The organism is Paenalkalicoccus suaedae (genome assembly GCF_006965545.2).
GTDB lineage: Bacteria > Bacillota > Bacilli > Bacillales > Salisediminibacteriaceae > Paenalkalicoccus > Paenalkalicoccus suaedae.
The window spans coordinates 871,274-893,394 of sequence record NZ_CP041372.2; the positions used below are offsets into that span (position 1 = coordinate 871,274).

Consider the following 22,121-nt stretch of genomic DNA (forward strand, 5'->3'; position numbering starts at 1 on the left):
AAATTAGTACAACGGATTATATGTACCCCTTATATCAGATTAATAACACAAGATATTACCTATTTTTAGAATTTTTTTAATGCTTTTTAGCCAATTCCATAGCTTTGATTAACAGGTAAGTTCCATTCTTTAGTAGGTTAATTAGAATAAATAGATCATTAAAGGATAATTACTTCCTTTTGTATAAATATAGAGATGGAGGAGGTGTTGTTATGAAACCCACTAATAGACGTAGATTATTAATGCTACTCGAAGTACTACACACGCATTCTGATGAAGATCATACTTATACAGTTCGTGAATTAGCTAGTTTAATAGAAGAAACCTACGATGTAGTAATATCAACTGCAGCATTAAAACAAGATTTACTAGAGCTAATAGGTTGGGAAGAAGCAGGTATTGAAGAGTGTTATGAACAAAACGGTTTGCCTAAGCGGTATTATAAAGCGACCAGAATTCTTGATCAATATGATGTGAGAATTCTAATGGATGCTATAAGTTCAGCCACGTTTTTAACACAAAGTCGAACAGAGAATTTACTAAAGCAACTCTCTCGTTTGATTAGTGTGCATCATATGGAGGGGCTTAAAGCTCAAGTGAGTAAGTCATCTTACAAAAAATCGTTGAACAATGGTGTGCGCTACCATATATCAACTATTTATGATGCGCTCAGTAACAATAAAATGGTTCGTTTTCGTTATGAAACGTATCATCACTCCACTACTCGAACATTAAAAAGGGATGGGGGCTGGTATAAAGCTTCTCCACTAGGTGTTTATTGGCATAAAGAGCGCTATTACTTTATAGCAATAGAGAGTAATGTAACAAAGCATTTTAGAATCGATCGGATGGTCAACGTTGAGATGACAGAGGAATGTTTCAAAAGAGATCCCCATTTTTCAGTAGAAAAATATGTGGAGAATCGAATTAATATGTTCAGTGGTAAAAAACAATCTATTGAGCTTTCATTTGCTTCCGAATGGATTCGTATCGTGATCGACCAGTTTGGTACACAGGCAGATATTCGAAAGCATGGCGATGGTAGCTATCATTTGTATGCGGAATCCGTGGTTGGGAAAGGACTTGTAAGATGGATATTATCGAATGGAGCTAATATTAAAGTTATTCATCCTGTCAAGCTACGCGATATGGTACAGAGTGAGATTAATAAGATGAATCTTCACTATACATAACAAGCACCTCGCACCCTATCATTTTTTTGGTAGGGTGCGTATTCATGTGCATGTATGCTAAGGACATGGCTTTGAGAAGTCCACTTAAACAATTATTGCTAAGGGAGAGATGAGGATGAATGGATCTAACACGAATCAAGTAGAACGTTTTTCGCTTTGGTCAAAGTACTATCGAAGAGAAGAGAAAGATCAAATCATGATGTGTAGCGGATCGATTATTGTCCGTTCTGATTACGAAGAATCAATGCCAGATGTCACTTTCTTTTTAGGAGGACCAGGATACACAAGACCAGTAGATAATTGGTATCTCCCACCTGTTCATACAAGAGAAGCTTCTTTCGCGCCGTTCACAAAAGCAAAGCCAGGAAAGATTCATGAGCAGCTCATACGACTAATGGATCTAATGGGATGGAATCAAGCTAATCTTATTTACTTAACCGATATATGTGCATTAGGTTTTCAAGAGTTAGGTCAAACTATGAAGGAGGTGGAGAAATCTGCCTATAGTAGGCACAGCTTTTTATCGCCATTGCGATCAAATGAATGGGGAGCAGCCTTTAATGAGGATATTCCAGTAATTAATGTTTGGGGTCAAAGCAAAGTAATTGAAGGATTAGCTACAAGAGCGTTAGACAAGCTTAACTACGAACAGATTCCATATATCGGGTTACGTTCGCCAAAAACAACGTGGGGATATCGTCATCCTTATCCAAAACTTCAATCTCTAGGGCGAATTTGGCTACAAGACATGCAAGTACTATTAGAGAAACAAGGGATAGTGCCACGTACGAATAGATTATTTGAAAAAGCAACCTAATAAAAACTGGCTCTCTTCTCTTATGTCTATTATAGAAGAGGGCCAATTAGGAATATACTGAGTAATGAAGGGGATTCTGCTTTGAAAATCCATCTCATTTACAATGTTGTGACGAAAGTGTGGACATTCTCTTGTGAAACATGTTTTATCCTTACTATCGAAAATAATGAAGTTTAAGATAAAAATATTGGTTTGTTACGTAAATAGATCGAAATGTAACATAAAGCGCAAATTATTGATGATAAAAATAAATATCACAAAGTATAACAGCTATTAATTGTTGATATAACAGGGTTTTTAAAGATGATACAAACAGCAACAATTCGTAACAAAGTGAAAAATAATGGGACGATTTCACACAACTTATTAGTATTTTGCTATAAAATTATGGCCGATAACAGTACCCGATTGCATATATTTAAAACCCCATGTAACGGAATGTTAATGACTTATCATCGTTTTGTTACACTACTGTAATCTATTAAGCTCTTCGACGTGATACTATAAATCTCGTGGACAGGGACAGAACGATTCACACCAAGAATAATCAAACACATGGGGGATTTTATTTATGAAACGGTGGTTTATTGCAGCAGTCGCATTTGTTTTTGCTTTTGTACCATTTTTCGAGAATAATGAAGTACATGCTTCGTCAATCGCAGATCAAGTTATTAGTGCAGGTAACTCACAACTCGGAACACCATATCGCTGGGGTGGAACAACAACTAGCGGATTTGATTGCTCCGGATTTACACGTTACGCGTTTGGTCAAGCAGGTATTTCATTACCACGCACAGCAGCACAGCAGTATCAGGTAGGGACACCTGTATCACGCTCGAATCTCCAACGCGGAGATATGGTATTCTTTAACACAGGCAGCGGCATTTCACACGTAGGAATCTACGTTGGTGGTAATCAATTCATTCATTCAGCATCATCTCGCGGCGTTTCAATCGCAAGCATGAGTAATACATACTGGTCTCCACGTTACGTTGGTGCTAAGCGTGTTATTCAAGAGGAAGTTCAAGTAGCAGCAGCTTCTTACGAAGAAGTAGACGTAGCTATTAATGGATCGTCATTAAGCACTGATCAGAGTGCAGTTTTGACAAATAACGGTAGCACGTTAGTGCCAATGAGAGCCATCTTTGAAGAATTAGGTGCAAATGTCGACTTCAACAATGCTTCTAAAACAGTTAGAGGAACTCAAGGCAATACGACAATTAGTCTAACTATCGGAAACAGCGTTGCATACACATCAACATCATCTGTACAACTTAATGAGCCAGCTCAAATCGTTAACGGGCGTACACTTGTGCCACTACGTGTTGTAGCGGAAGCATTTGGCGCATCAGTTAACTGGAATGCTCAAACTCGTTCTGTATCTATCAGCCACTAATAAAACGAATGAAAAGCCGTGAAAGGGACCCCCTGTTCACGGCTTTTTTTGTTCGTTGAAATCTTGCAATGAATTTATGTACCATATGTAAGGCATTGACTTCAAATTACAAATAGCTGTGTAGAATGACTACTATCTATTAAAATAAAAAATTAATTTACCTTATATTAGCCTCCTAATTTTCTCTTTAAAAGGACACATACATGTAAAATCGACAAATGACTTTAATTTAATCGCATCGAAAAGTTCATTATAAAGAACAAAAACCTCCAAGTATCAACACGACCCCCTATATTCCGATATTTTCCTTAAACCCTTATATGATAACTAATTCACGCAATAAAATTTTATTTTTCATCTATTTTACAAATATAATATTGCTAAATTTGTTCTCTATTGAGATAATAGGGAAAATGATAAACCTTGGAGGATCTCGTATATGGGGCGAAAGAGTATTTTGTTACTTTGTATAGGCCTGTTCATGTTAAGCTTTATCTCTTATCCTTCCAAAGCGAGTAACTCTGTTATTTCAGAATTTCAACCGCTGATTGAAGTGAACCCTTATATGAGCTTGTTTACAGATGAGTCAGGCGAGATGTCTTTAGAAGATATTTTACAGGTTGAAATTTCAGAACAATTTGACTATACAGGAGACGCGATACCTAGCTATGGCTATACAAATAATACGAGCTATTGGGTGTCGTTTTCTATCAATCCGATCGAGTTTGATGATCGTTCCCTTTTACAATTAGATAACCCAACGATGGACCGAGTTTGGTTGTACAAGCCATTGGAGGACGGGTCCTATCAAGAGATTGTATCAGGTGATCTATTACCTTATGAAACGAGACCGATAAATAATCGCGTTTTTGTATTTCATCTTGATTTGTCAGGCGATGAGATAAAAACCTACTATATGAAGCTACAATCTGAAGGAGCGATGCAGATCCCTCTAAGATTAATGGCAGAGGAACGCTTTATTACATATTCTCAGCTAGATTATTTAATTCTTGGGTTACTAGCTGGGTTAACAGCTGTAATGGGGCTATACAATCTCTTCCTATATTTTTCTCTGCGTCATAAAAGCTATCTATACTATGTTGTTTTTATTGCAGTGAATTTAATGACATTCATGGCCTTCTCTGGTCTTGCTTATCAATTCTTTTGGCCTGAACTTACCTGGTGGAACAACCGATCCATTGTCTTTTTTATCGCTGCAACAAATCTATTCGCCGTAATATTTGCTAATAGCTTCTTAGAAATACCGCAAAGACTTCCTCGAGCAAATAAGTTTTATTACATTACTGTAGCTTCTAATCTTGTGATTATAGCTATTCTTTTATTCTCTTACCCACTAGCATTAAATCTTGTATTGATCGGTACGATTATGACACTCAGTTTTAATATTACAGTAGCCTACATATCAAAGAATAATGGCTTCGTCCCTGCCAGGTTCTTTTTACTGGCGTGGTATGTGTTTATTATAGGTGTCTTAATTTCTATTTTTACAGATTTAGGATTTATTCCATTTACCTTTATTACTAAATATGCATGGCAAATAACGAGTATTGTGGAGCTCTTGCTTTTATCATTTGCCTTAGCAGACAAAATTAACAGCATGCGTAAAGAAAAGGAAGAGCTTGAATTTGATCGTCAAAAGAACCAGCTTGAGAGACTAAAAACGCTGGAGCGAGTAGATCGACTCAAGGACGATTTTTTAACAGTTACCTCACATGAGCTCCGCACGCCTTTAGCAGGTATCATCGGTATAGCGGAGTCCCTTTATGATGGGGCTGCTGGAGAGACATCTCCTCTAATGAGAAAAAACTTATCGATGATCATTGTAAGTGGTCGACGACTATCGCAGCTGGTAAATGATATTACCGATTTTTCTAAAATGAAAAATAATGAGATTGAGCTGTTTAGAAGTAAAGTTGATTTGGTGGAGTTAACTAGTTTAGTAGTTGCTATCTCAGAGACACTTATTGGTGACAAGGAGATTACGATTATTAATAAGCTTTCTCCATCATTGCCACTGGTGTTTGCAGATGAAAATAGAACGCAGCAAATCCTCTATAATTTGCTACATAATGCGATCAAATACACAGAAAGTGGCACAATTACACTTACTAGTTCCGAAAAAGAAGGATGCGTGTATATTCATATTGAAGATACAGGTCAAGGAATTAGTAAAGATGACTTAACACGTATCTTTCTTCCTTACGAAACAGGGTCTATGGAAACCAATGGACTTGGGATTGGATTAAGTGTGACGAAGCGTTTATTGTCTATGCAACAAGGAAAGTTAGAGGTCGAATCTACTCTTGAAGTAGGCACGACATTCACATTTGCCTTACCAGTTTACAAAACTCAATCCCAAGTAAGTCAAGCTGTGCCAGTAAGTAAAAAGGAATTACCAATCGTATCTGACTATTTTCTTATGCAAGACGAGGGAAGGAAGAGCGATAGGGGTAGAAAGATTTTGATAGCAGATGATGAGCCGATAAACATTCAAGTGTTGAGAAATTATTTAACCTTGGAAGGGTATGAGGTGATAGCTGTTAATAATGGGATAGAAGTGCTTGAAGTACTACATGAAAGAAAGGACATTGATCTTGTCATATTAGATGTCATGATGCCGAAGCTGTCTGGGCTTAGAGTATGTCATGAAATTCGCAAATCGTATTCTATTACGGAATTGCCGATAATTTTACTGACAGCAAAAAACCACTCAGAGGATCGAATTGATGCCTTTGAGATAGGCGCTAACGATTACATTGTAAAGCCTTTCGACCGACGTGAACTTCTCGCTCGGACAGCGACACATTTATCGCTTAAAGAGTCTGTAAAAGAGTTAACTATTAAAGCAAATGAGCTAACAGAAGTAAACGATCGATTAGAAGAGAAAGTGTTTGAGCGAACCGTGGAAATTCAAGAAATAAATCAGCAGCTCCGAAAGAAAAATAAAGAATTAATGGAGATTGAATCATCACGTATGCAATTACTGTCTAATATCTCCCATGAGCTTGGTACACCGATTACTTTCTTACAAGGGTACTTGCAAATGGTGAGAGAGGGAATTATTGATTACAACGACCATCATTACTTAGAGCTTGTGCAACAAAAAATTAAATTATTAGATCGTCTTATTTATGACTTATTTGACCTTGTAAAATTTGAATCAGGTCGTATGAGTATGGATATTGAATTAGTTAACGTCGAAGAGTGGATTGAGAGTATTCAACTTGTCATTGAGGGTGAGACAGAACACACTTCCTGCGACTTTTATTTTTTAGGGAATAAGGGAGATATACCTGCAAAAGAAGCTGAATTAAGTATTGATATGGAACGTATGAATCAAGTGATTGTAAATTTAGTCTCAAATGCGATCAAGCATACAGATGAGAGAGGCTTACTTACATTTTCTATCACAGTAAACGAATCAGGAGAGGAGCTTGGATTTAATGGGGAATTAATCTTAGAAATCCGTGATAATGGAGCGGGAATAGAGGCAGATAAACTGCCGTATATTTTTGAAAGATTTTTTAAATCATCCTCTGTTAATAGTAGTGGCGGAACTGGGTTAGGGCTCGCTATTACAAAACAGATTGTTGATTATCACAAGGGCAGCATTTGGGTAGAAAGTGAGTTAGGTGTTGGAACAGTCTTTTATATACGTTTACCATTGTATATTTCGACATTAGCACAGCCTATTAGTGAGGAGGGTACGTATGGGTAATAAGATTTTGATTGTGGAGGATGACAAAGACATTCGAGATTTAACGGCTTTTTACTTGGCGAAAAAAGGATATGAAGTTGATCTCGCGGAGGATGGGTTAGTTGCTTTAAATAAAGTGAAGGAATCAAAGCCGTGTTTAGTGTTACTCGACGTCCTTCTACCAGGCATGGAGGGCTATGAGGTGTGTGAAAAGATAAGAGAAGAGTTAGATGTACCAATTATATTTTTAAGTTGCAAGCGTTCATCAACGGATAAGATTAGGGGATTGCATGCTGGTGGGGACGACTACTTAACAAAGCCATTTGATATGGCGGAGCTTGAAGCTCGAATACAAGCCATTTTAAGAAGGCACTCATTAAGAACTGTTGAAAAAGAGGAGACTACTCATCATCTGCAAATTCGAGATATTAGAGTAGACCTTGCAAGTTTTGATGTACAGGTTAAGGGCAAATCCATTTCCCTTTATGCAAAAGAATTACAGCTACTATTATTTTTAATGAAGCATCCTAATCAAGTCTTTAGTGCTGAACAAATTTATCAGCAAATATGGGATGTGGGTCTTTATGGAGATATTAAGACAGTTTCTGTACACATTAGAAATTTGCGAAAAAAGATTGAAGACGATCCTGCCAACCCTTCTTATATTAAAACATTGCGAGGGTTCGGATATAAATTTGTTCATGCACAATAGTGAAAAGGATGGCTTTTGATGTTTATCCATAATTTTTAATTATTTACCTCTTTTTAACTTCATTTTAACCTTTATAGGATACAGTATTAATATGAAGTTGTTGGAGTTATCAAAATATTGAAATGGAAGCATAGAGAGGAGGATCTTGTGTAAGTTGTTATGTTGTGTGAAACAAAAAATTGAAAACCACTCTACTAGAAAATAGCAAATCTATAGAAATATAGAGACGCAAAGCCACGGGTCTAAGGAGAATGACTCTATGATAGCCGGGTTGCCTAAGGGAAGCGGACACGGGGAGGCCTAGGGAGCAGTGGAAAATTGGATGGTAATGAAGCAGGAATGGGAGAGGTTATTGAGTGAGGCGCGGGAATTAGGAATACCACCCGAACAGGTAAGAGACTTTTTACTAAATCAAGCTTTATCACAACATATACAACTAGAGCAAGAATACATCTCTTAGTTAACCTATTCACACGATGAACTAGTGGTGTAACAAGCGTGTGAATAAGATGGCGTATCTGTATGTTCTTTATATTGAATTTGAATCAAGCTGACACTCTTCTTATTGGGTGTTAGCTTTTTTGTTGTTTTGGGAAGTCTATAACCTTTATATCTATGGATAGCTTGTTGCAATGTAGATAGGCGCGATGCCGCCGAAGGGATGTAGAGACTTTTACATGTGGGTGGAATGAACGAACAAGAATCAAATATAACCGACTGATTTAAATGTATAATCCCCCGTATAGTCAAGCCCCTCACTACTTCGTCCAAAAAAGAAGTCGCTATAAAAAAAGCCGATACCGTATCGCACTAGAAGCTTTGCTCGAAGCTCTTCAGTTTATTCTATTTTTAGTCAGCGCTACATGTGTGTGATGTGCGATCATCAACATAAAGAGCAACAGTCACGTAAATCACTCTCATTTTAAGATGCATTAATAGGTAAAAAGAAATACATATTGTATGAAACTATCGCAAACAATAAAAGAACGTAGAGAAATGACGCAACGACTTTTTACTAGCAAAATCCCTGATAAAATACAGATATATATTTAAAGGAAGAGGTGAGGAATGATGTCAACTATGCGCGAAACGCAGTCGAGCCACTCTGCTGTGCTACAAACATCTATTTTCGCGGGTAAGATGGTTATCATATTCAACATGTCTTATGTTGCCTCGACTCTTTTGACTGGAACGATTATGACGATAGAGCGAGTCCTTGGAGCTGGGGCAATTGTGTTTGCTTCTGCTTTTGCCATCGGTCTACTACTAAATGTACGTAACCACGAGCCGCCTGCATGGATGGTTAAATCACTTGTAGCAGCTTCGGCTATTTCCGCTCTAGCCTTGTCCATTTGGGCACTTTGAGTCGACGGAGCAATATAAGTAGAATCTCGTTACCCTAAGCATTCATAAGCAAAGGGTGACTACATACAAGCTTATACGTGTAGCATCACAAAAGGCATGACGCAATTGCGTCATGCCTTTACTCGTATTACCTGTCCACCTTAATTTCTTCTACCGTTTGCTCTACCTCTGCACGGGACATTTTTTCACGTCCACTTCGAAGCGCCTTCAGTGTTTTTTTAGCCAAAGCTAGAGGAATGCGACAGAACAAGAGGATATTTTTAGTCGAAATATCCTTCATATATTCGTCACCTAGAGCAAGATTTGCTTCTGCATAATCAAACGTTTGGCTGATAGTCCAGCCATCTGGGATGAAAGAAACACCACGTTCTTTATCTTCTTCAACGTTACGTAGAATATTAACTGTTTGAAGACCGCGTCCGTAAGCAATTGCAAGATCACGATCTGTCTTAGTCCCGTCGTGCCATTCCCAAATATCTGATAGCATAACGCCAACAAGACCTGCCACGTAATACGTATAATCGTCTAAGTCTTCCTTTGTTCGAATGACCCATTCCTTCTCTGCCCAATCAGCCATTCCAGTCGCCATCGTGCTTGTAAACTCTTTGACTTTGTGGATGATTCCGTCCGGGCAAGTTGATAGCCAGTCATTTAATCGAAGTGTTACCTCAGGAAGTACGTCCTTATGAGGTGCTACTAGCTCTTGATAAGCCGTAGCATCAAATTGCTCTTCGTTTAAAAGGGAGCTCGTAGCTCGGAGAAGATAGTTTTTTGTTTGTGGTAGCAGTACCTCACTGTCTTCGATCTCATCAATTGCGCGCATGCACAAATAGGCAGATGCCACCGTCTTCTTTAATGTAGGCTGAAGAAGGGTGATTGGTATGTAAAAGGTTCTGCTCGTGTCCTTTAACATACTCATCGCTTCTTTTTGAATTTTCTTCTCGTTACTCACACGAAATCTCCTCCCCGATTGTCGTTCCTAGTAGGTGAATATATCTCTACCTTATAGAGTAGCAAAAATTAGGCATATAAAACAGTATAGTCCCTTCATTTTTTCAGTTTTTTTCGAGCAGAAAATTAGATGTCAAAGTTTTGCTCATGATAGTATAAAGCTACCATCATGAGAGGGTGAGTTTTATGGCAACTAAACTTACAGCAGAAGAGATTGATCGTATTGTCGAAATGGCATGGGAGGACCGTACTCCGTTTGAAGCAATTGAGATTCAATACGGACTCAAAGAGAAGGATGTTATTAAATTAATGAGGAAAGAAATGAAGGCATCCTCCTTTAACATGTGGAGAAAACGAATGAACAACCGACAAACAAAGCATCTATCCAAGTTTCCTAAAGAAGAAGCACGGTTTCGATCACCAAATCAAAAGCCGCTCTCGTATTAAGATTGTGTAAATAGAATCTATTTGTCTAGAACCTATGCTACTATATAACAATCAAAATAGAGATAGGTGATAACGGCAATGGATTTAGAATTAGGCTTGTTTATGATCGTGGTAATGTGCGCGATCTTAATCGGAATATCAAAAACAGCATTACCAACATTAGGAATACTCGTCACGGCGATCATGGCGACAGTTTTCCCCGCACGGGAATCAATCGCTTTGGTTTTACCTATGCTTATTTTAGCTGATATAGTGGCAGTTACTTATTACAGAAGTAGCGTTAATTGGGGAACGCTTCTAAGACTCATTCCGTGGGTCAGCGGAGGACTAATGCTCGGCTTCCTCTTCTTGTTTTTAATTGACTTAAATCGCCCTTTAGAGATCGTACTTGGATGTATTATCTTATTAATGGTGACTTTACAGCTCTATAATCAACGCACAAATAAAGAGCCCAAAGCCTCCATTTTACTTACAGCTGGACTGGGTACACTTGCTGGGTTTTCGACTATCACAGGCAATGCAGCAGGACCAGTCATGGCCATCTTTTTACTCGCAGCCGGGCTCAAAAAAGAGCAATTCATCGGTACTGGTGCGTGGTTTTTCCTCACGGTTAACGTGATTAAACTCCCACTATTTGCTTACCTAGGGCTCTTTTCAACTCAGGCACTCACCATGTCAGTGTGGCTTATCCCAGCGGTACTCTTAGGCTCCATTATTGGCATTCTAGCATTAAAACGCATCCCACAAGCATCCTTCAACTACCTCATCCTAGCGCTATCCGTCTTAGGCGCGCTTGGACTACTACTAAATATCTAACCTTTACTTTTGTCTAACCACATAACACCCTTCAAGAAGCCCGAATCGTTGCAATGATTCGGGCTTGCGTATATACTCTGTTTCAACAATCGAAGGAGAGGACGATACAGATGCCAGAAGGTCCAGAGATTCGTAAAGCGGCAGATCAAGTAGAAAAAGCACTACAGGGTAAGCGAGTGCTGGATGTCTATTTTGCAAAAGAGCATTTGGCAGGCTATGAGGAAATGTTGACGGGGGCAGTGGTGACAGGCGTTGACACAAAAGGGAAGGCGATGCTCACGCGATTTGACCATGGTTATACCGTGTATTCTCACAATCAACTTTACGGTAAATGGGTGATCCGCAACGCATACAACTATCCCAAGACAAACCGCCAGCTTCGTTTTGCGGTGCACAATGAAAAGAAGTCAGCGCTTTTATATAGTGCGTCTGATATAGAAGTATTACGTGACGAGGAAGTCGCAGATCATCCGTTTATAAAGAAGGTTGGTCCTGATATTTTAAGTGAAGATGTTACAGAAGAAATGCTTCTAAACCGGTTTACCTCTAAATCTTTTGTGAAGCGTAACTGGGGTGGGCTGTTACTTGATCAGCATTTTATTGCGGGTATCGGTAACTACTTACGGAGTGAGATTTTATATGTAGCAAGGATTCACCCTAGTTTGCGCCCAATCGACTGCACGGATGAGCAGTTGGAGGCTGCTGCTCGTGCGACAATTGAATTAATGTGGCAATCGTATCGACATAATGGGATAACGAATGATTTATCACTGGCAGATAAGATGAAAGCAGACGGTCGTAAACGAAAAGAGTTCCGGCATTGGGTGTTTGCAAGGGAAGAACAGTCCTGTCATACGTGTGGTACGCCAGTTGTAAAGACACAAGTTGCAAGTAGGCGCTTATACTTTTGCGAGGTATGTCAAGCAACGCAGAAGTGATCAGGCGTGGGACAGTACCTGTTTTTATGGACGAAGGTTTATACCTGATGGATGCGTAATATAACTAAGCTTGTGGTTGGCACGAAGTCCATAACACTAAACCACCCTAATAAAAAGCAAGAAACGCCGCAGTCAATCGCGCGTTTCTTGCTTTTACTATTTCTTTTGTCCCAAGAGAATGTCCACATCAACAGTAAATGTATGGCCTATACGACTTTTTTGCTCCTGAGTAGCATGCTCAGCCAGTGGTGTCATGGCAATTAGCAATTGGCTCGCCTCCACAGGCAAATCAACCGTATATGTCATGTGCTCTGTCTGAAGTAGGTGAAACCGGTCATTAAATCGAGCTACCGTGTCCTCGTTCGAATAAGCGGGCTTATTAACAGCTTCGCGAATTTCCTTCAAATAATTCGTTCGTGGAACAACTTTTATGATGTAACCTCTGTCAGATAACACACGTCCAAACTCTTCGTAATTAGATGGCGATAAAATATTTAAAACAATTGATATCGAATGGTCGCTAAGCGGTGTTTGCGCAAGATCGCTTACAAACCAAAAAGCTTCTTCATATGCTTTTGCTGCTTCTACGATTCCAGCTTTCGCAAGATCAAATCCAAAGCTTGCACGCGGTCTAGTGCCCAAGTACTCTTGCATAATAATAAGCGGGCTACCCTCTCCACTACCCATATCCGCGATCGTCCACTCTTTATCTAAAGCTAAGTTATTTATTATTTCCGCTACTTTCTTAAGAAAAGGGGTAAACAGTCCGTAATGAACTAAGAGCTGTCGTCTTGCTTCAAAAAGGTCTTTTGTATACAAGGAATCCATAGATTTTGTCGCTACATGTATATGACCTTGTTTTGCGATATCAAAGGAATGCTGATGTATACAATAAATGGTGCCCTCATCTACAGTACAAGGCTCTTTACAGATAGGACATCGTAACAACCATGCTACTTCATTGAGGCGCTCGCCTACTAGAATTCTTTTTTTCTTCATTCGTATAACCTCTTTTATTCAAATATATGTTTGTAATTAGGACACTTCTCTCGAAAGTAAATATTGTAAATAACCGTCAAAAATTGTATAACTAAGCTAGGAAGTATTATGATTTACACCGCAGGGGTGAGGATAAATGAAGTCGCAGAGTATCCGTAAACGTCATTATAACACGGTTATCATTACGTTAATTATATCGTTATTAATTATTGTCTCGCTAATCTCTTATTCACTTTATAATCAAAATCAACTGGAGAATGAACGTGATGAGCTTTTAGAGAAAGCGGAAGTCGTTGAGGAGTTAGATAAAACGTTTAATGACTTGTTATTACGCGCAAGAGGTTACTATGCCTTTTTAAACGAAGCGGAGCTTGCAGGCGTCGAGCAGGCAATAGCCGACTTACCGGCTGAGATTGAGGCGTTTGATAGAGTTGCTGATTCTTTAGAAGAGCAACAAATTGCTGAGGAGCTATCCGAGTTTATTGTTGTATATGAGGCGGAGCTCTTTCCTCAGGCGAGAATGTTAGCAGAGACGGGGCAATATGAAGAATTACAAGCTTTTGCAAACAGTGGCACAAATACTACGGTTAATAGATTTTTAGAATTCACAAGGCAATTTGACGAAGAAACCCAAACAGAATTAAATGGAATATTTGATCGGTCTCTCCAAGAGGCGATTTTGTTTGAACAACTTTTAGCATCTGTGGGCGTCGCGTTATTAATAATTGTCATTGCCCTTTTCACTAGGACACTCCTACGAGTTATTAAACCTATTGAATCGTTAGAAGAGGTAACAACATCTATTCGCGATGGGAAGCCATCTGGAATTATTCCATTTCAGGAGAGAAAGGACGAAATCGGTAGCCTTGCGACTGCGTTAGCAGGTATGACAAAATCATTAAAAGATTCACAGAAGGATATTCTTCAAAAGAATTTTCTTCTTGAAGATCAAAAAGAGTCGCTTGCTCGAATGAATCAACTTAATACGGCGCTTGCCTCGAGCCATTCCATTGATGAACAAGTGAAAGAAGTATTCACATTTGTCCAATCCTTCACGGGGGCTGAAAAAATAGTTTTGTCATTAGTTGATGGGAGCTATGCAAAATACAGAGGGATAACGGAAGAACAGGTTGCATTATTTTGCGATACTAGAGTTCCTGAAATAAAGGAAGTACTTATGACGGATGGGATGTATCGCTCAAAACGTGACGCGACAGAAGCAGAACAAACTTTATCAGAAGGTAAACTATTCGTAGAGGAGCTATATTTTCCTCTAATGACAAGTCGCGGTGAGCTACTTGCTGTACTAGCTTTTGCTAAAATTGGTCGCGAGCAGACTTCAGACGAGGTACTGACATTAAAATCTATCCTCCAACGAGCGGCTTTAGCAATTGAGGCACAATACTCTTATAGAGAAATTAAGCTTTCTCAACAGCTTAATCAGGATATTTTGGATAACGTTACAGAAGGGATTTTATTTATCTCGAAGGACGGAGATTTAATTCAATTTAATACCGCTGTTTGTGAGATTACGAGCTGTAATGAACGCGTGACTCAGGACGAAAAACAGGGTTTTAAGTGGTTACCACATTTTTTGACCCATATTGTCGAAAAAGAAGAGGTTGAGCAATTTGTTAAACAGGCAACCATGGGCAGTTTTGACGGTATTGATCAGCTGACTTATCGTGTAGTCTACGCTACGCAGGAAAAGCATGTAAGTTTATACGCTGTAAAAGTAAATGGTGGTAAACAAAGAGAGGGCACCTTATTTGTCCACCGAGATATCACACGGGATTTCGAAGTGAATAAGATGAAATCGGAGCTAGTTAGTACTGTAAGCCATGAATTACGAACTCCCTTGTCCAGTATCCTTGGATTTACGGAGCTCTTGATGACACGGGAGCTAAAAAAGGAGAAGGCAGATAAATATTTACGTACGATTTATTCAGAGTCAAAACGTTTAACACGTCTCATTAACGACTTCCTAGATCTTCAGCGCATGGAGCAAGGGAAGCAGGAATTTATTATGGAAGAAGTAAACATTTTAACTGTTTTACGAGAAACGCTTGATAGTATGGAGATAAGTGACAAACACCGTATCGTTGTTGATGATAGGGCTCACATGACAACGGTCAAAGGTGATCGTGAAAAGCTTCGTCAAGTTTTAGTAAATCTAATCAGTAACGCGGTAAAGTACTCTCCAGAAGGTGGCTTGGTCACCATCGTTGTTACAAATAATAAGAATGACTTAGCTATATCTGTGGAAGATGAAGGGCTAGGCATTCCGGCAGAGTATGTGGATAAGCTATTTAATAAGTTTCAACGTGTGCATAATGCATCTAAATACAAAATTAGTGGGACTGGCTTAGGTCTAGCTATTTGTAAGGAGATTGCACAAGTTCACCATGGTGACATTTCCATTTCTTCTGAAGAAGGAAAAGGTTCTATCTTTACGTTTACCTTACCTTTGCCATTGAGAGAGGTAGGTAGGACGATTAGTCAGCTTGATCCGATTTTTGTGTTAGAGGATGACTATACAGCAGCTTTTCTCTTAGCGGAAAATTTGAAACAGCATGGGTATCGCGTCATACATCAAGCTAAATCTACCGATATTAGTGATGTGTTAAAGGGCGAAAATTTAAAAGGTGCAGTAATAGATTTAATCATTGATGATGAGGTTCTCGGATGGGATGTTATTACTAACTTGCAGCATGAGCTAGGGTTTAAAGATCTACCTATCGTTGTAACTTCGGCTTTAGAGCCTGATGTAGCAAAGATTGAAAGCTCAGGAATAGCAGGATATTTAACAAAGCCTTACCAAGTAGAAGATTTAGTACAATTACTAAAGAAGTAAATCAAACAATGAAGCGAATGTATAAACAACGTGTACATTCGCTTTTTATTACGTAAGAATACCAAGTTAGCGATCGTATTACATGTATTGGATGTGATCTTAAGCACATCAAAAGGCATGAGTACTTTAATGATTTGTCTTTAAAAAATACTACAAAAACAGACATTTCGTGACAGGAGAAAGCAGTTACTGGTAATATGTAATTAAATAGTTCTAGAAATGATGTGAGTAAGGGGGAAGTTAATTGACTCCAATTTTAAGAAGAAATAATGTGACGGTTGTAGGTGAAGGTACAACGACAATAATGCTCGCGCACGGCTTTGGTACAGATCAGCAAGTCTGGCATCTAATAGTGCCGCACTTAAAAGAAAATTACCGCCTTGTTTTATTTGATTACGTTGGGTCGGGACACTCTGATAAACAAGCATATAATGAGGCCCGTTACGGAGAGTTAGATGGATATGCTCAGGATATTATCGATATTGCAGACGAACTTGATCTCGCAGACTTTATACTGATCGGACATTCTATAAGCTCTATGATAGGTCTACTTGTCACAATCAAAAGGCCAGAATTAATAAGAGATCTTATTATGGTAGGACCGTCTCCCATTTATATTGCGAATGAAGATATACCAAATTTATTTAAAGAAAACGAGATCGAAGCGTTAATTGAGATGATGGAACGAAATTTTTCTGAGTGGACAAAAACGCTAGCACCGATTGCTAGTAGCAACCCTGATCGTCCTGAGCTTTCAGAGGATTTTGAGAAGCGTCTTTTACATAATGATGCTAAAATTATTAAAAAATTTGCTGAAGTGACGTTTTACATTGATTTGCGACAAGAGTTATCTATTCCTACTACACCAACGCTCATTTTTCAGACTAAAGAGGATAATATCTCGCCAATAGAATCAGGTGAATTTGTACATGGTAATATGCAAAACAGTACACTTATTATTATGGAAGCTAAGGGACATAACCCGCACTTAAGTGCACCAGAAGAGTTGTTAACAGGGATAAACAATTATCTGCAAGAACGGAACGAGGGGAAGTAATATGGAAGCTAATCTTAATTTTGCGCCGTGTGGCTATTTAGAGCTCGATTTAGACGGAATCATCATTGACCTAAATCAAACGCTACTTGAATGGATTGGGCTTGATCGCAAGCAAATAGTCGATCGACATTTCCATATGGTGCTAACAAATATTTCTCGTGTTTACTTTCAGACTTACTTCCCTCCTATGCTATCAATTAATCGGAAAGTAAATGAAATGTATTTAACGATTAACGGGAAAAACGCAATGAAGATTCCGGTATTAGTGAATGCAGAGGTACATGATGATCGTATTATGTGCGTCATGCTACAAATGAAAACGCGAGATGTGTATGAAAATAATCTTCTTCAGGATAAACGAAAGATAGAGAAGGATATGAAAGATCGCAAAACAGCGTATGAAGAGCTGGAGAATATCGTAAAGCAGACGAAAGAAAAGCAAGAGGAGCTAGCGAAGCTTAATGAGGAGTTGCAGCGACTTGCAACAATCGATCCGCTAACAGGTCTTTATAACCGACGTTTTATGCAGGAGCGCCTAGAAGAGATGCTTCATCGAGCGATTGTTGATCATGTACCGTTTTCGATTATCCTATTAGATATTGATTTCTTTAAGCGTATCAACGATGAATTTGGTCATCAGATTGGCGATGAGGTACTACAAGAGCTATCACAAGTCCTAAGTGAATTCGCTAACTCCACACGTATTGTCGGGAGAATGGGGGGCGAAGAGTTTATTTTTGTTCTCCCTTCGACAAACGGACACAGAGCTTATGAATTTGCACAGCACTTTACGGAGTTTTTAGAGATAAGAAACTGGGCAACGAAGCCTATATATGTGAGCGGAGGAGTGTCCTCTTTTGAAGAGGGAGACACACTTTCGGACTTATTACTTCGAGCGGACGAAGCGCTTTACTTCTCTAAAAATAATGGTAGGCGCCAAGTAACGTTTAGAGGAAGAGAGCTCTCATCTTAAAATAGGTAAAGCGGACAATCCAATGGGTTGTCCGTTTTTGCATATCACTATCGATACTGATTAAAATAACTAAATAGATTTTAAAGGTCGAGCCGGGTTGCCACCAACAACTGTTTTAGCTGGTACGTCTTTTGTGACAACAGCACCTGATGCAATCACGGCGCCATCACCAATCGTTACGCCAGGATTAATAACAGCACGGCCGCCAATCCACACATTATCGCCAATTGTTACCGGCTTTCCGAATTCATATCCACTATTACGCTCGGTTGCATCGAGTGGGTGAGTAGCTGTGTAAATATGTACGCCTGGAGCAATCATACAATTATCACCAATGCGAATTTCACAGCAATCAAGCATGACACAGTCAAAATTCGCATAAAAGTTTTCTCCGACGTAAATATTCGCCCCGTAATCAACGATAAAAGAGGATTCGACATAAATGTCTTTACCGGTGCCACCAAGTAATTCTTTAAGAATCGCGGTTCGCTCCTGAAGGTTCTCTTCATCCGTATGATTGTATGTTCGACAAAGCTTTCTTGCGCGAGCACGACCTGCTATGAGCTCTACGTCTTGAGGAAAATACATGCCTCCAGCTAGCATTTTTTCTCTTTCAGTCATCTAGTTTGCCCTCCTTATATGTTAACTATCTACAAGCCTACTATACACGTTTAGGAAAACGCTCGCACCTTGTACTAAGTACATTGATTTTCCTACAGGAAAGGTTAGGAAGAAAGTCGTGATTTGCGTGATTTTGTGCGAGAAAATTGTGACTTCTGTTCAATCGGGATAAACTGCTAGTATAGGGGGTGTCAGCATGAGTAAAGCGGTCACATTACCATCAACCCCAACAGTAGAATCGCTACAGGCGTTAAGGAGATACCATGACGTCGATATTCGCCGTATGTACAACAACGAAGCAATTTATAAGGATTATAAGGGCTTTTATTTATTTGAAGTGGAGCTTCATGCTCATAACGGAATTAAAAAGCCTAAACGTGTCTACATCGAACCTACCTTTCAGGCGATCGAAAAGGCGATTTTGTCTCGTCATAAGCAGGCAGAGGCTACGTTTGCGGAGATGATGGCGATTAAAAAGAAGAAGGAGCGTAAACCCTTTTTGTTAACGCTCTTAAGGCTTGATTTTGAATTGTATTACTTGTATGCAGCATATTCAGGTAAAGACGGTCAGTCATTTTTGTCATTTAATCAAATTATGATCGAGATCGAGGATAAGCTCTCTTACGGGCTCGTTTATGAAGGTATTATAGCAAAAGAGACAACGCCTTTAACTATGGGGAAGTTGATTCCGCCTTGTGTAGGTAAGAGGTTGCCGGCATCGTACTTTGAGACGACCGAGGAGAAGGGGTTTTATTCTCTTTATAAGAGAGAGGACTATTATTTATATACGATGCCGTATGGAATGAATCGGGAAAAAGAGCAGTAGATTGATGAAGTTCTAACTAGTTTGAGACTAGCTTTGCGGGCTAGAATGATCAAGAGCTAACTAGTTTAGATCAGCTCTCCGAGCTGTCAGCCCTACGTAAACTCTACGACATCCATGGACCGTGTGGTCTTCACGGTCTGAAAAGCATCACAAAAAGGGTGCGTTCTTTGCAAGCTTTTTGAGCTAGCCTTGCCTTTAGAAAGCAGTGGGTGATTTTCCCGCTGATTTCAGGCTAGCGGTTGATGCTTTGCTTTAAAGGAGAATTACAACACTTCGAGCTGTCAGCCCTACCTACACTCTACGACATCCATGGGGTCGGCTTTTGAGCTTCCTCGCCCTGCAGGGTGCGGCTGTCGCTCTACCCTAAACGCCTCCTGTGGGATCTCAAAAACCTCCTACTCCCATGGATTGTCTCCGAATGTCCTCCGGGTAGGTAAGCTTGCGTTTAATTTAAAAAGAGCATGAAAAAAGAGCCTTCTTTTATTATGAAAGGGTACCGACCCCCGAAAGTTAGAGTAGATAATCTAACTTTCGGGGGTGTTTTTATGGCCAAATATAGTGAAGAATTTAAAATGAAACTTGTTAGCGAATATTTGAATGGAAATCTCGGGTATAAATTATTAGCTAAAAAGTATAATATGCCCTCTCGAACTCCACTACAAAATTGGGTAAGATCCTATAAAACGCAAGGGGTTGAAGGATTAAAACGAAGAAGAACGAATGAGGCGTACTCTGTTCAATTTAAAGTGGATACGATACAATTTATGCTTGAGACAGGTGCTTCTTTTCAGGAAACTGCTGAACAATTTAGATTGAATAATCCTGCTTTAATTTACAGTTGGATGAAAACATTTAATGAACAAGGATTAGGAGGCCTGAAACCAAGATCAAAGGAGCGACCTTCTATGTCTAAAAACAGTAATAAATCAAAGGGAAAAGAAGAGAAGAAGTTAACACGTGAAGACGAACTAGAACGCGAGAATGAACTGTTGCGGCTAGAAAATGCCTACCTAAAAAAGTTGAGAGCTTTTCGAGAGAATCCGAATGCCTTCCACGAAAAGCACAAGCAACAGTGGCGTTCGAACTCAAAGAAGAAGGATACCGATTAAAAGATATTCTAGTTATTGTAGGTATTCCAGAATCAACCTACCACTATCATGTGAAAAACTTTGGGAAAGAAGATCCGGATAGAGAACTAAAAGAAGTCATTACTGAGCTGTTTAAGGCGTTTCATGAACGTTATGGTTATAAACGCATTACCAAGGAATTAAAGAAATCAGCCTGGTGTATTAATCACAAAAAAGTGTATCGACTTATGAGGGAATTAGGGTTAAAATGCGTAAAGTTTATGAGGAAGTCTCGTAGATACAATTCTTATAAGGGTAAGGTTGGAAAGGTAGCGAAGAATCGACTGTCCCGCCGATTTAGCACGCCTATTCCTTTTCAGAAATTAGTAACCGACATTACAGAATTCAAATGTCTAGGAGAAGAGAAATTGTACTTAAATCCACTCCTTGATCTTTACAATGGGGAAATTATCGCGTTTGGTATCAAGAAACGTCCAACATTAGATCTTGTCATGGAACCTTTAAAAGAAACAATAGAAGTACTAGGAGCTCAGGCAACCTATCGTACGACTATCCACTCCGATCAAGGCTGGCATTATCAGCACAACCAATGGGTGAGGACATTAAAAGAAAATAAAGTATTTCAAAGCATGTCACGTAAAGCAACCTGCGCAGACAATGCTTCAATAGAGAATTTCTTTGGTATATTAAAACAAGAAATGTATTATGGAGAAAAATTAGTGAGCTACGAAGAATTAAAAAGGCAGATTGAAGAATATATTTACTGGTACAACCATATACGATCAAAAGAAAAATTGGCTGGTTTTAGTCCAGTCGAATACCGAACACAAACCAGCCAATTAGCTGCATAATAAAAACTCTAACTTTTAGGGGTAGCCACCAAGAGGCTCTTATTAATTGGTTTTTTAGATCTTGAATAAGTGTCTCTTTAGCAATCAGGATTTTATGAACCGTATGAGAGAGAAATGAACGGTATGATGAAAGAATGAACCGTATCCAAAATTTATGAACAGTACTCAAAATTAATGAACTATAAACTACTAATCACCGCAGTTTCATTTTTCAAAAGCTAGGCAACGATCTGTCGCCTAGTAATATAATAAAAAAGAAGTGTACGTTTAATTAAAGACCGTTACCTTCGATGCTCCGAAGCGAAGGCTGGCGTCTCCTAGAGGAGCCCTTTCGCGCAGCGAAAATCCTTTTGCACGGCCCCTGGACGGGCAAAATAGTTGAGTAAGCCCCCTCAGGAAAGCGCCAGCCGGGAGCGCAGGAGAATCGAAGATTCAAAGCTTCTAACACAACAAAAAAGCAAAGACTACTAAAACTAGTAGCCTTTGCTTCTAAACATTC

General features: G+C 39.2%; 19 protein-coding genes and 1 riboswitch. Of the genes, 16 read left to right on the forward strand and 3 right to left on the reverse strand.

Annotated elements, in window-relative coordinates:
• Positions 1-212 precede the first annotated feature (212 nt).
• From FLK61_RS04955 to FLK61_RS04985, 7 genes are all read left to right on the forward strand, one after another.
• Complete coding sequence (locus tag FLK61_RS04955; protein WP_176008407.1) at positions 213-1,193, forward strand: helix-turn-helix transcriptional regulator; 981 nt, start codon at positions 213-215, stop codon at positions 1,191-1,193.
• Between the two features lie 115 nt (positions 1,194-1,308).
• A complete protein-coding gene (locus FLK61_RS04960) occupies positions 1,309-2,010 on the forward strand; it encodes a hypothetical protein (protein ID WP_176008408.1) in 702 nt (233 codons plus the stop codon).
• 571 nt (positions 2,011-2,581) lie between these two features.
• Positions 2,582-3,406: an NlpC/P60 family protein gene (locus FLK61_RS04965; RefSeq protein ID WP_176008409.1), complete on the forward strand. Its 825-nt coding sequence runs from the start codon at positions 2,582-2,584 to the stop codon at positions 3,404-3,406.
• A 439-nt stretch (positions 3,407-3,845) separates the two neighbouring features.
• Positions 3,846-7,145, forward strand: coding sequence for an ATP-binding protein (locus FLK61_RS04970; RefSeq protein WP_176008410.1), 3,300 nt, complete (start codon positions 3,846-3,848; stop codon positions 7,143-7,145).
• Positions 7,138-7,836: a response regulator transcription factor gene (locus FLK61_RS04975; RefSeq protein ID WP_176008411.1), complete on the forward strand. Its 699-nt coding sequence runs from the start codon at positions 7,138-7,140 to the stop codon at positions 7,834-7,836. Before FLK61_RS04970 ends, FLK61_RS04975 begins: the two co-directional genes overlap by 8 nt.
• Positions 7,837-8,029: 193 nt before the next feature.
• A riboswitch (cyclic di-GMP riboswitch) is annotated at positions 8,030-8,115 on the forward strand.
• A gap of 49 nt (positions 8,116-8,164) precedes the next feature.
• The gene (gene sinI / locus FLK61_RS04980; RefSeq protein ID WP_249777722.1) at positions 8,165-8,296 is read left to right on the forward strand and encodes a DNA-binding anti-repressor SinI; all 132 of its coding nucleotides are present in this window, start codon (positions 8,165-8,167) and stop codon (positions 8,294-8,296) included.
• A 608-nt stretch (positions 8,297-8,904) separates the two neighbouring features.
• The gene (locus FLK61_RS04985; protein ID WP_176008412.1) at positions 8,905-9,201 is read left to right on the forward strand and encodes a hypothetical protein; all 297 of its coding nucleotides are present in this window, start codon (positions 8,905-8,907) and stop codon (positions 9,199-9,201) included.
• A gap of 127 nt (positions 9,202-9,328) precedes the next feature.
• Here FLK61_RS04985 and FLK61_RS04990 read toward each other — a convergent pair whose 3' ends face one another.
• Complete coding sequence (locus FLK61_RS04990) at positions 9,329-10,153, reverse strand: squalene/phytoene synthase family protein (protein ID WP_176008413.1); 825 nt, start codon at positions 10,151-10,153, stop codon at positions 9,329-9,331.
• Between the two features lie 185 nt (positions 10,154-10,338).
• Here FLK61_RS04990 and FLK61_RS04995 point away from each other — a divergent pair, with 185 nt between their 5' ends.
• The 3 genes from FLK61_RS04995 to nei all read left to right on the forward strand — a co-directional run bounded on the left by FLK61_RS04995 (position 10,339) and on the right by nei (position 12,353).
• Positions 10,339-10,599 carry a TIGR03643 family protein gene (locus FLK61_RS04995; protein ID WP_176008414.1) on the forward strand — a complete coding sequence of 87 codons (261 nt, stop codon included), beginning with the start codon at positions 10,339-10,341 and terminating at the stop codon, positions 10,597-10,599.
• Positions 10,600-10,677: 78 nt separating this feature from the next.
• Positions 10,678-11,415 (forward strand): sulfite exporter TauE/SafE family protein, encoded by a 738-nt coding sequence (locus FLK61_RS05000; RefSeq protein ID WP_176008415.1) that lies wholly within the window; start codon positions 10,678-10,680, stop codon positions 11,413-11,415.
• Between the two features lie 110 nt (positions 11,416-11,525).
• A complete protein-coding gene (gene nei / locus FLK61_RS05005) occupies positions 11,526-12,353 on the forward strand; it encodes an endonuclease VIII (protein ID WP_176008416.1) in 828 nt (275 codons plus the stop codon).
• A 156-nt stretch (positions 12,354-12,509) separates the two neighbouring features.
• On the opposite strand, the gene FLK61_RS05010 is transcribed toward nei, so the two are convergent.
• Positions 12,510-13,352 carry a putative RNA methyltransferase gene (locus tag FLK61_RS05010; protein ID WP_176008417.1) on the reverse strand — a complete coding sequence of 281 codons (843 nt, stop codon included), beginning with the start codon at positions 13,350-13,352 and terminating at the stop codon, positions 12,510-12,512.
• A 136-nt stretch (positions 13,353-13,488) separates the two neighbouring features.
• Here FLK61_RS05010 and FLK61_RS05015 point away from each other — a divergent pair, with 136 nt between their 5' ends.
• The 3 genes from FLK61_RS05015 (at position 13,489) to FLK61_RS05025 (ending at position 18,236) form a co-directional block, all read left to right on the forward strand.
• Positions 13,489-16,206, forward strand: coding sequence for an ATP-binding protein (locus FLK61_RS05015; RefSeq protein WP_176008418.1), 2,718 nt, complete (start codon positions 13,489-13,491; stop codon positions 16,204-16,206).
• Between the two features lie 244 nt (positions 16,207-16,450).
• On the forward strand, positions 16,451-17,263 hold the full coding sequence (locus FLK61_RS05020) for an alpha/beta fold hydrolase (protein WP_249777682.1): 813 nt from the start codon (positions 16,451-16,453) through the stop codon (positions 17,261-17,263).
• 1 nt (position 17,264) lies between these two features.
• Positions 17,265-18,236: a sensor domain-containing diguanylate cyclase gene (locus tag FLK61_RS05025; RefSeq protein WP_176008419.1), complete on the forward strand. Its 972-nt coding sequence runs from the start codon at positions 17,265-17,267 to the stop codon at positions 18,234-18,236.
• Between the two features lie 69 nt (positions 18,237-18,305).
• Here FLK61_RS05025 and FLK61_RS05030 read toward each other — a convergent pair whose 3' ends face one another.
• Positions 18,306-18,857: a sugar O-acetyltransferase gene (locus FLK61_RS05030; protein WP_176008420.1), complete on the reverse strand. Its 552-nt coding sequence runs from the start codon at positions 18,855-18,857 to the stop codon at positions 18,306-18,308.
• A 196-nt stretch (positions 18,858-19,053) separates the two neighbouring features.
• On the opposite strand from FLK61_RS05030, the gene FLK61_RS05035 reads away from it, so the two are divergent.
• From FLK61_RS05035 to FLK61_RS05045, 3 genes are all read left to right on the forward strand, one after another.
• On the forward strand, positions 19,054-19,683 hold the full coding sequence (locus FLK61_RS05035) for a hypothetical protein (protein WP_176008421.1): 630 nt from the start codon (positions 19,054-19,056) through the stop codon (positions 19,681-19,683).
• Positions 19,684-20,228: 545 nt separating this feature from the next.
• Complete coding sequence (locus tag FLK61_RS05040; RefSeq protein ID WP_176007880.1) at positions 20,229-20,792, forward strand: helix-turn-helix domain-containing protein; 564 nt, start codon at positions 20,229-20,231, stop codon at positions 20,790-20,792.
• Complete coding sequence (locus FLK61_RS05045; protein ID WP_176008054.1) at positions 20,756-21,622, forward strand: IS3 family transposase; 867 nt, start codon at positions 20,756-20,758, stop codon at positions 21,620-21,622. The genes FLK61_RS05040 and FLK61_RS05045 overlap by 37 nt, the downstream gene beginning before the upstream one ends.
• The last annotated feature ends 499 nt before the right edge of the window (positions 21,623-22,121 follow it).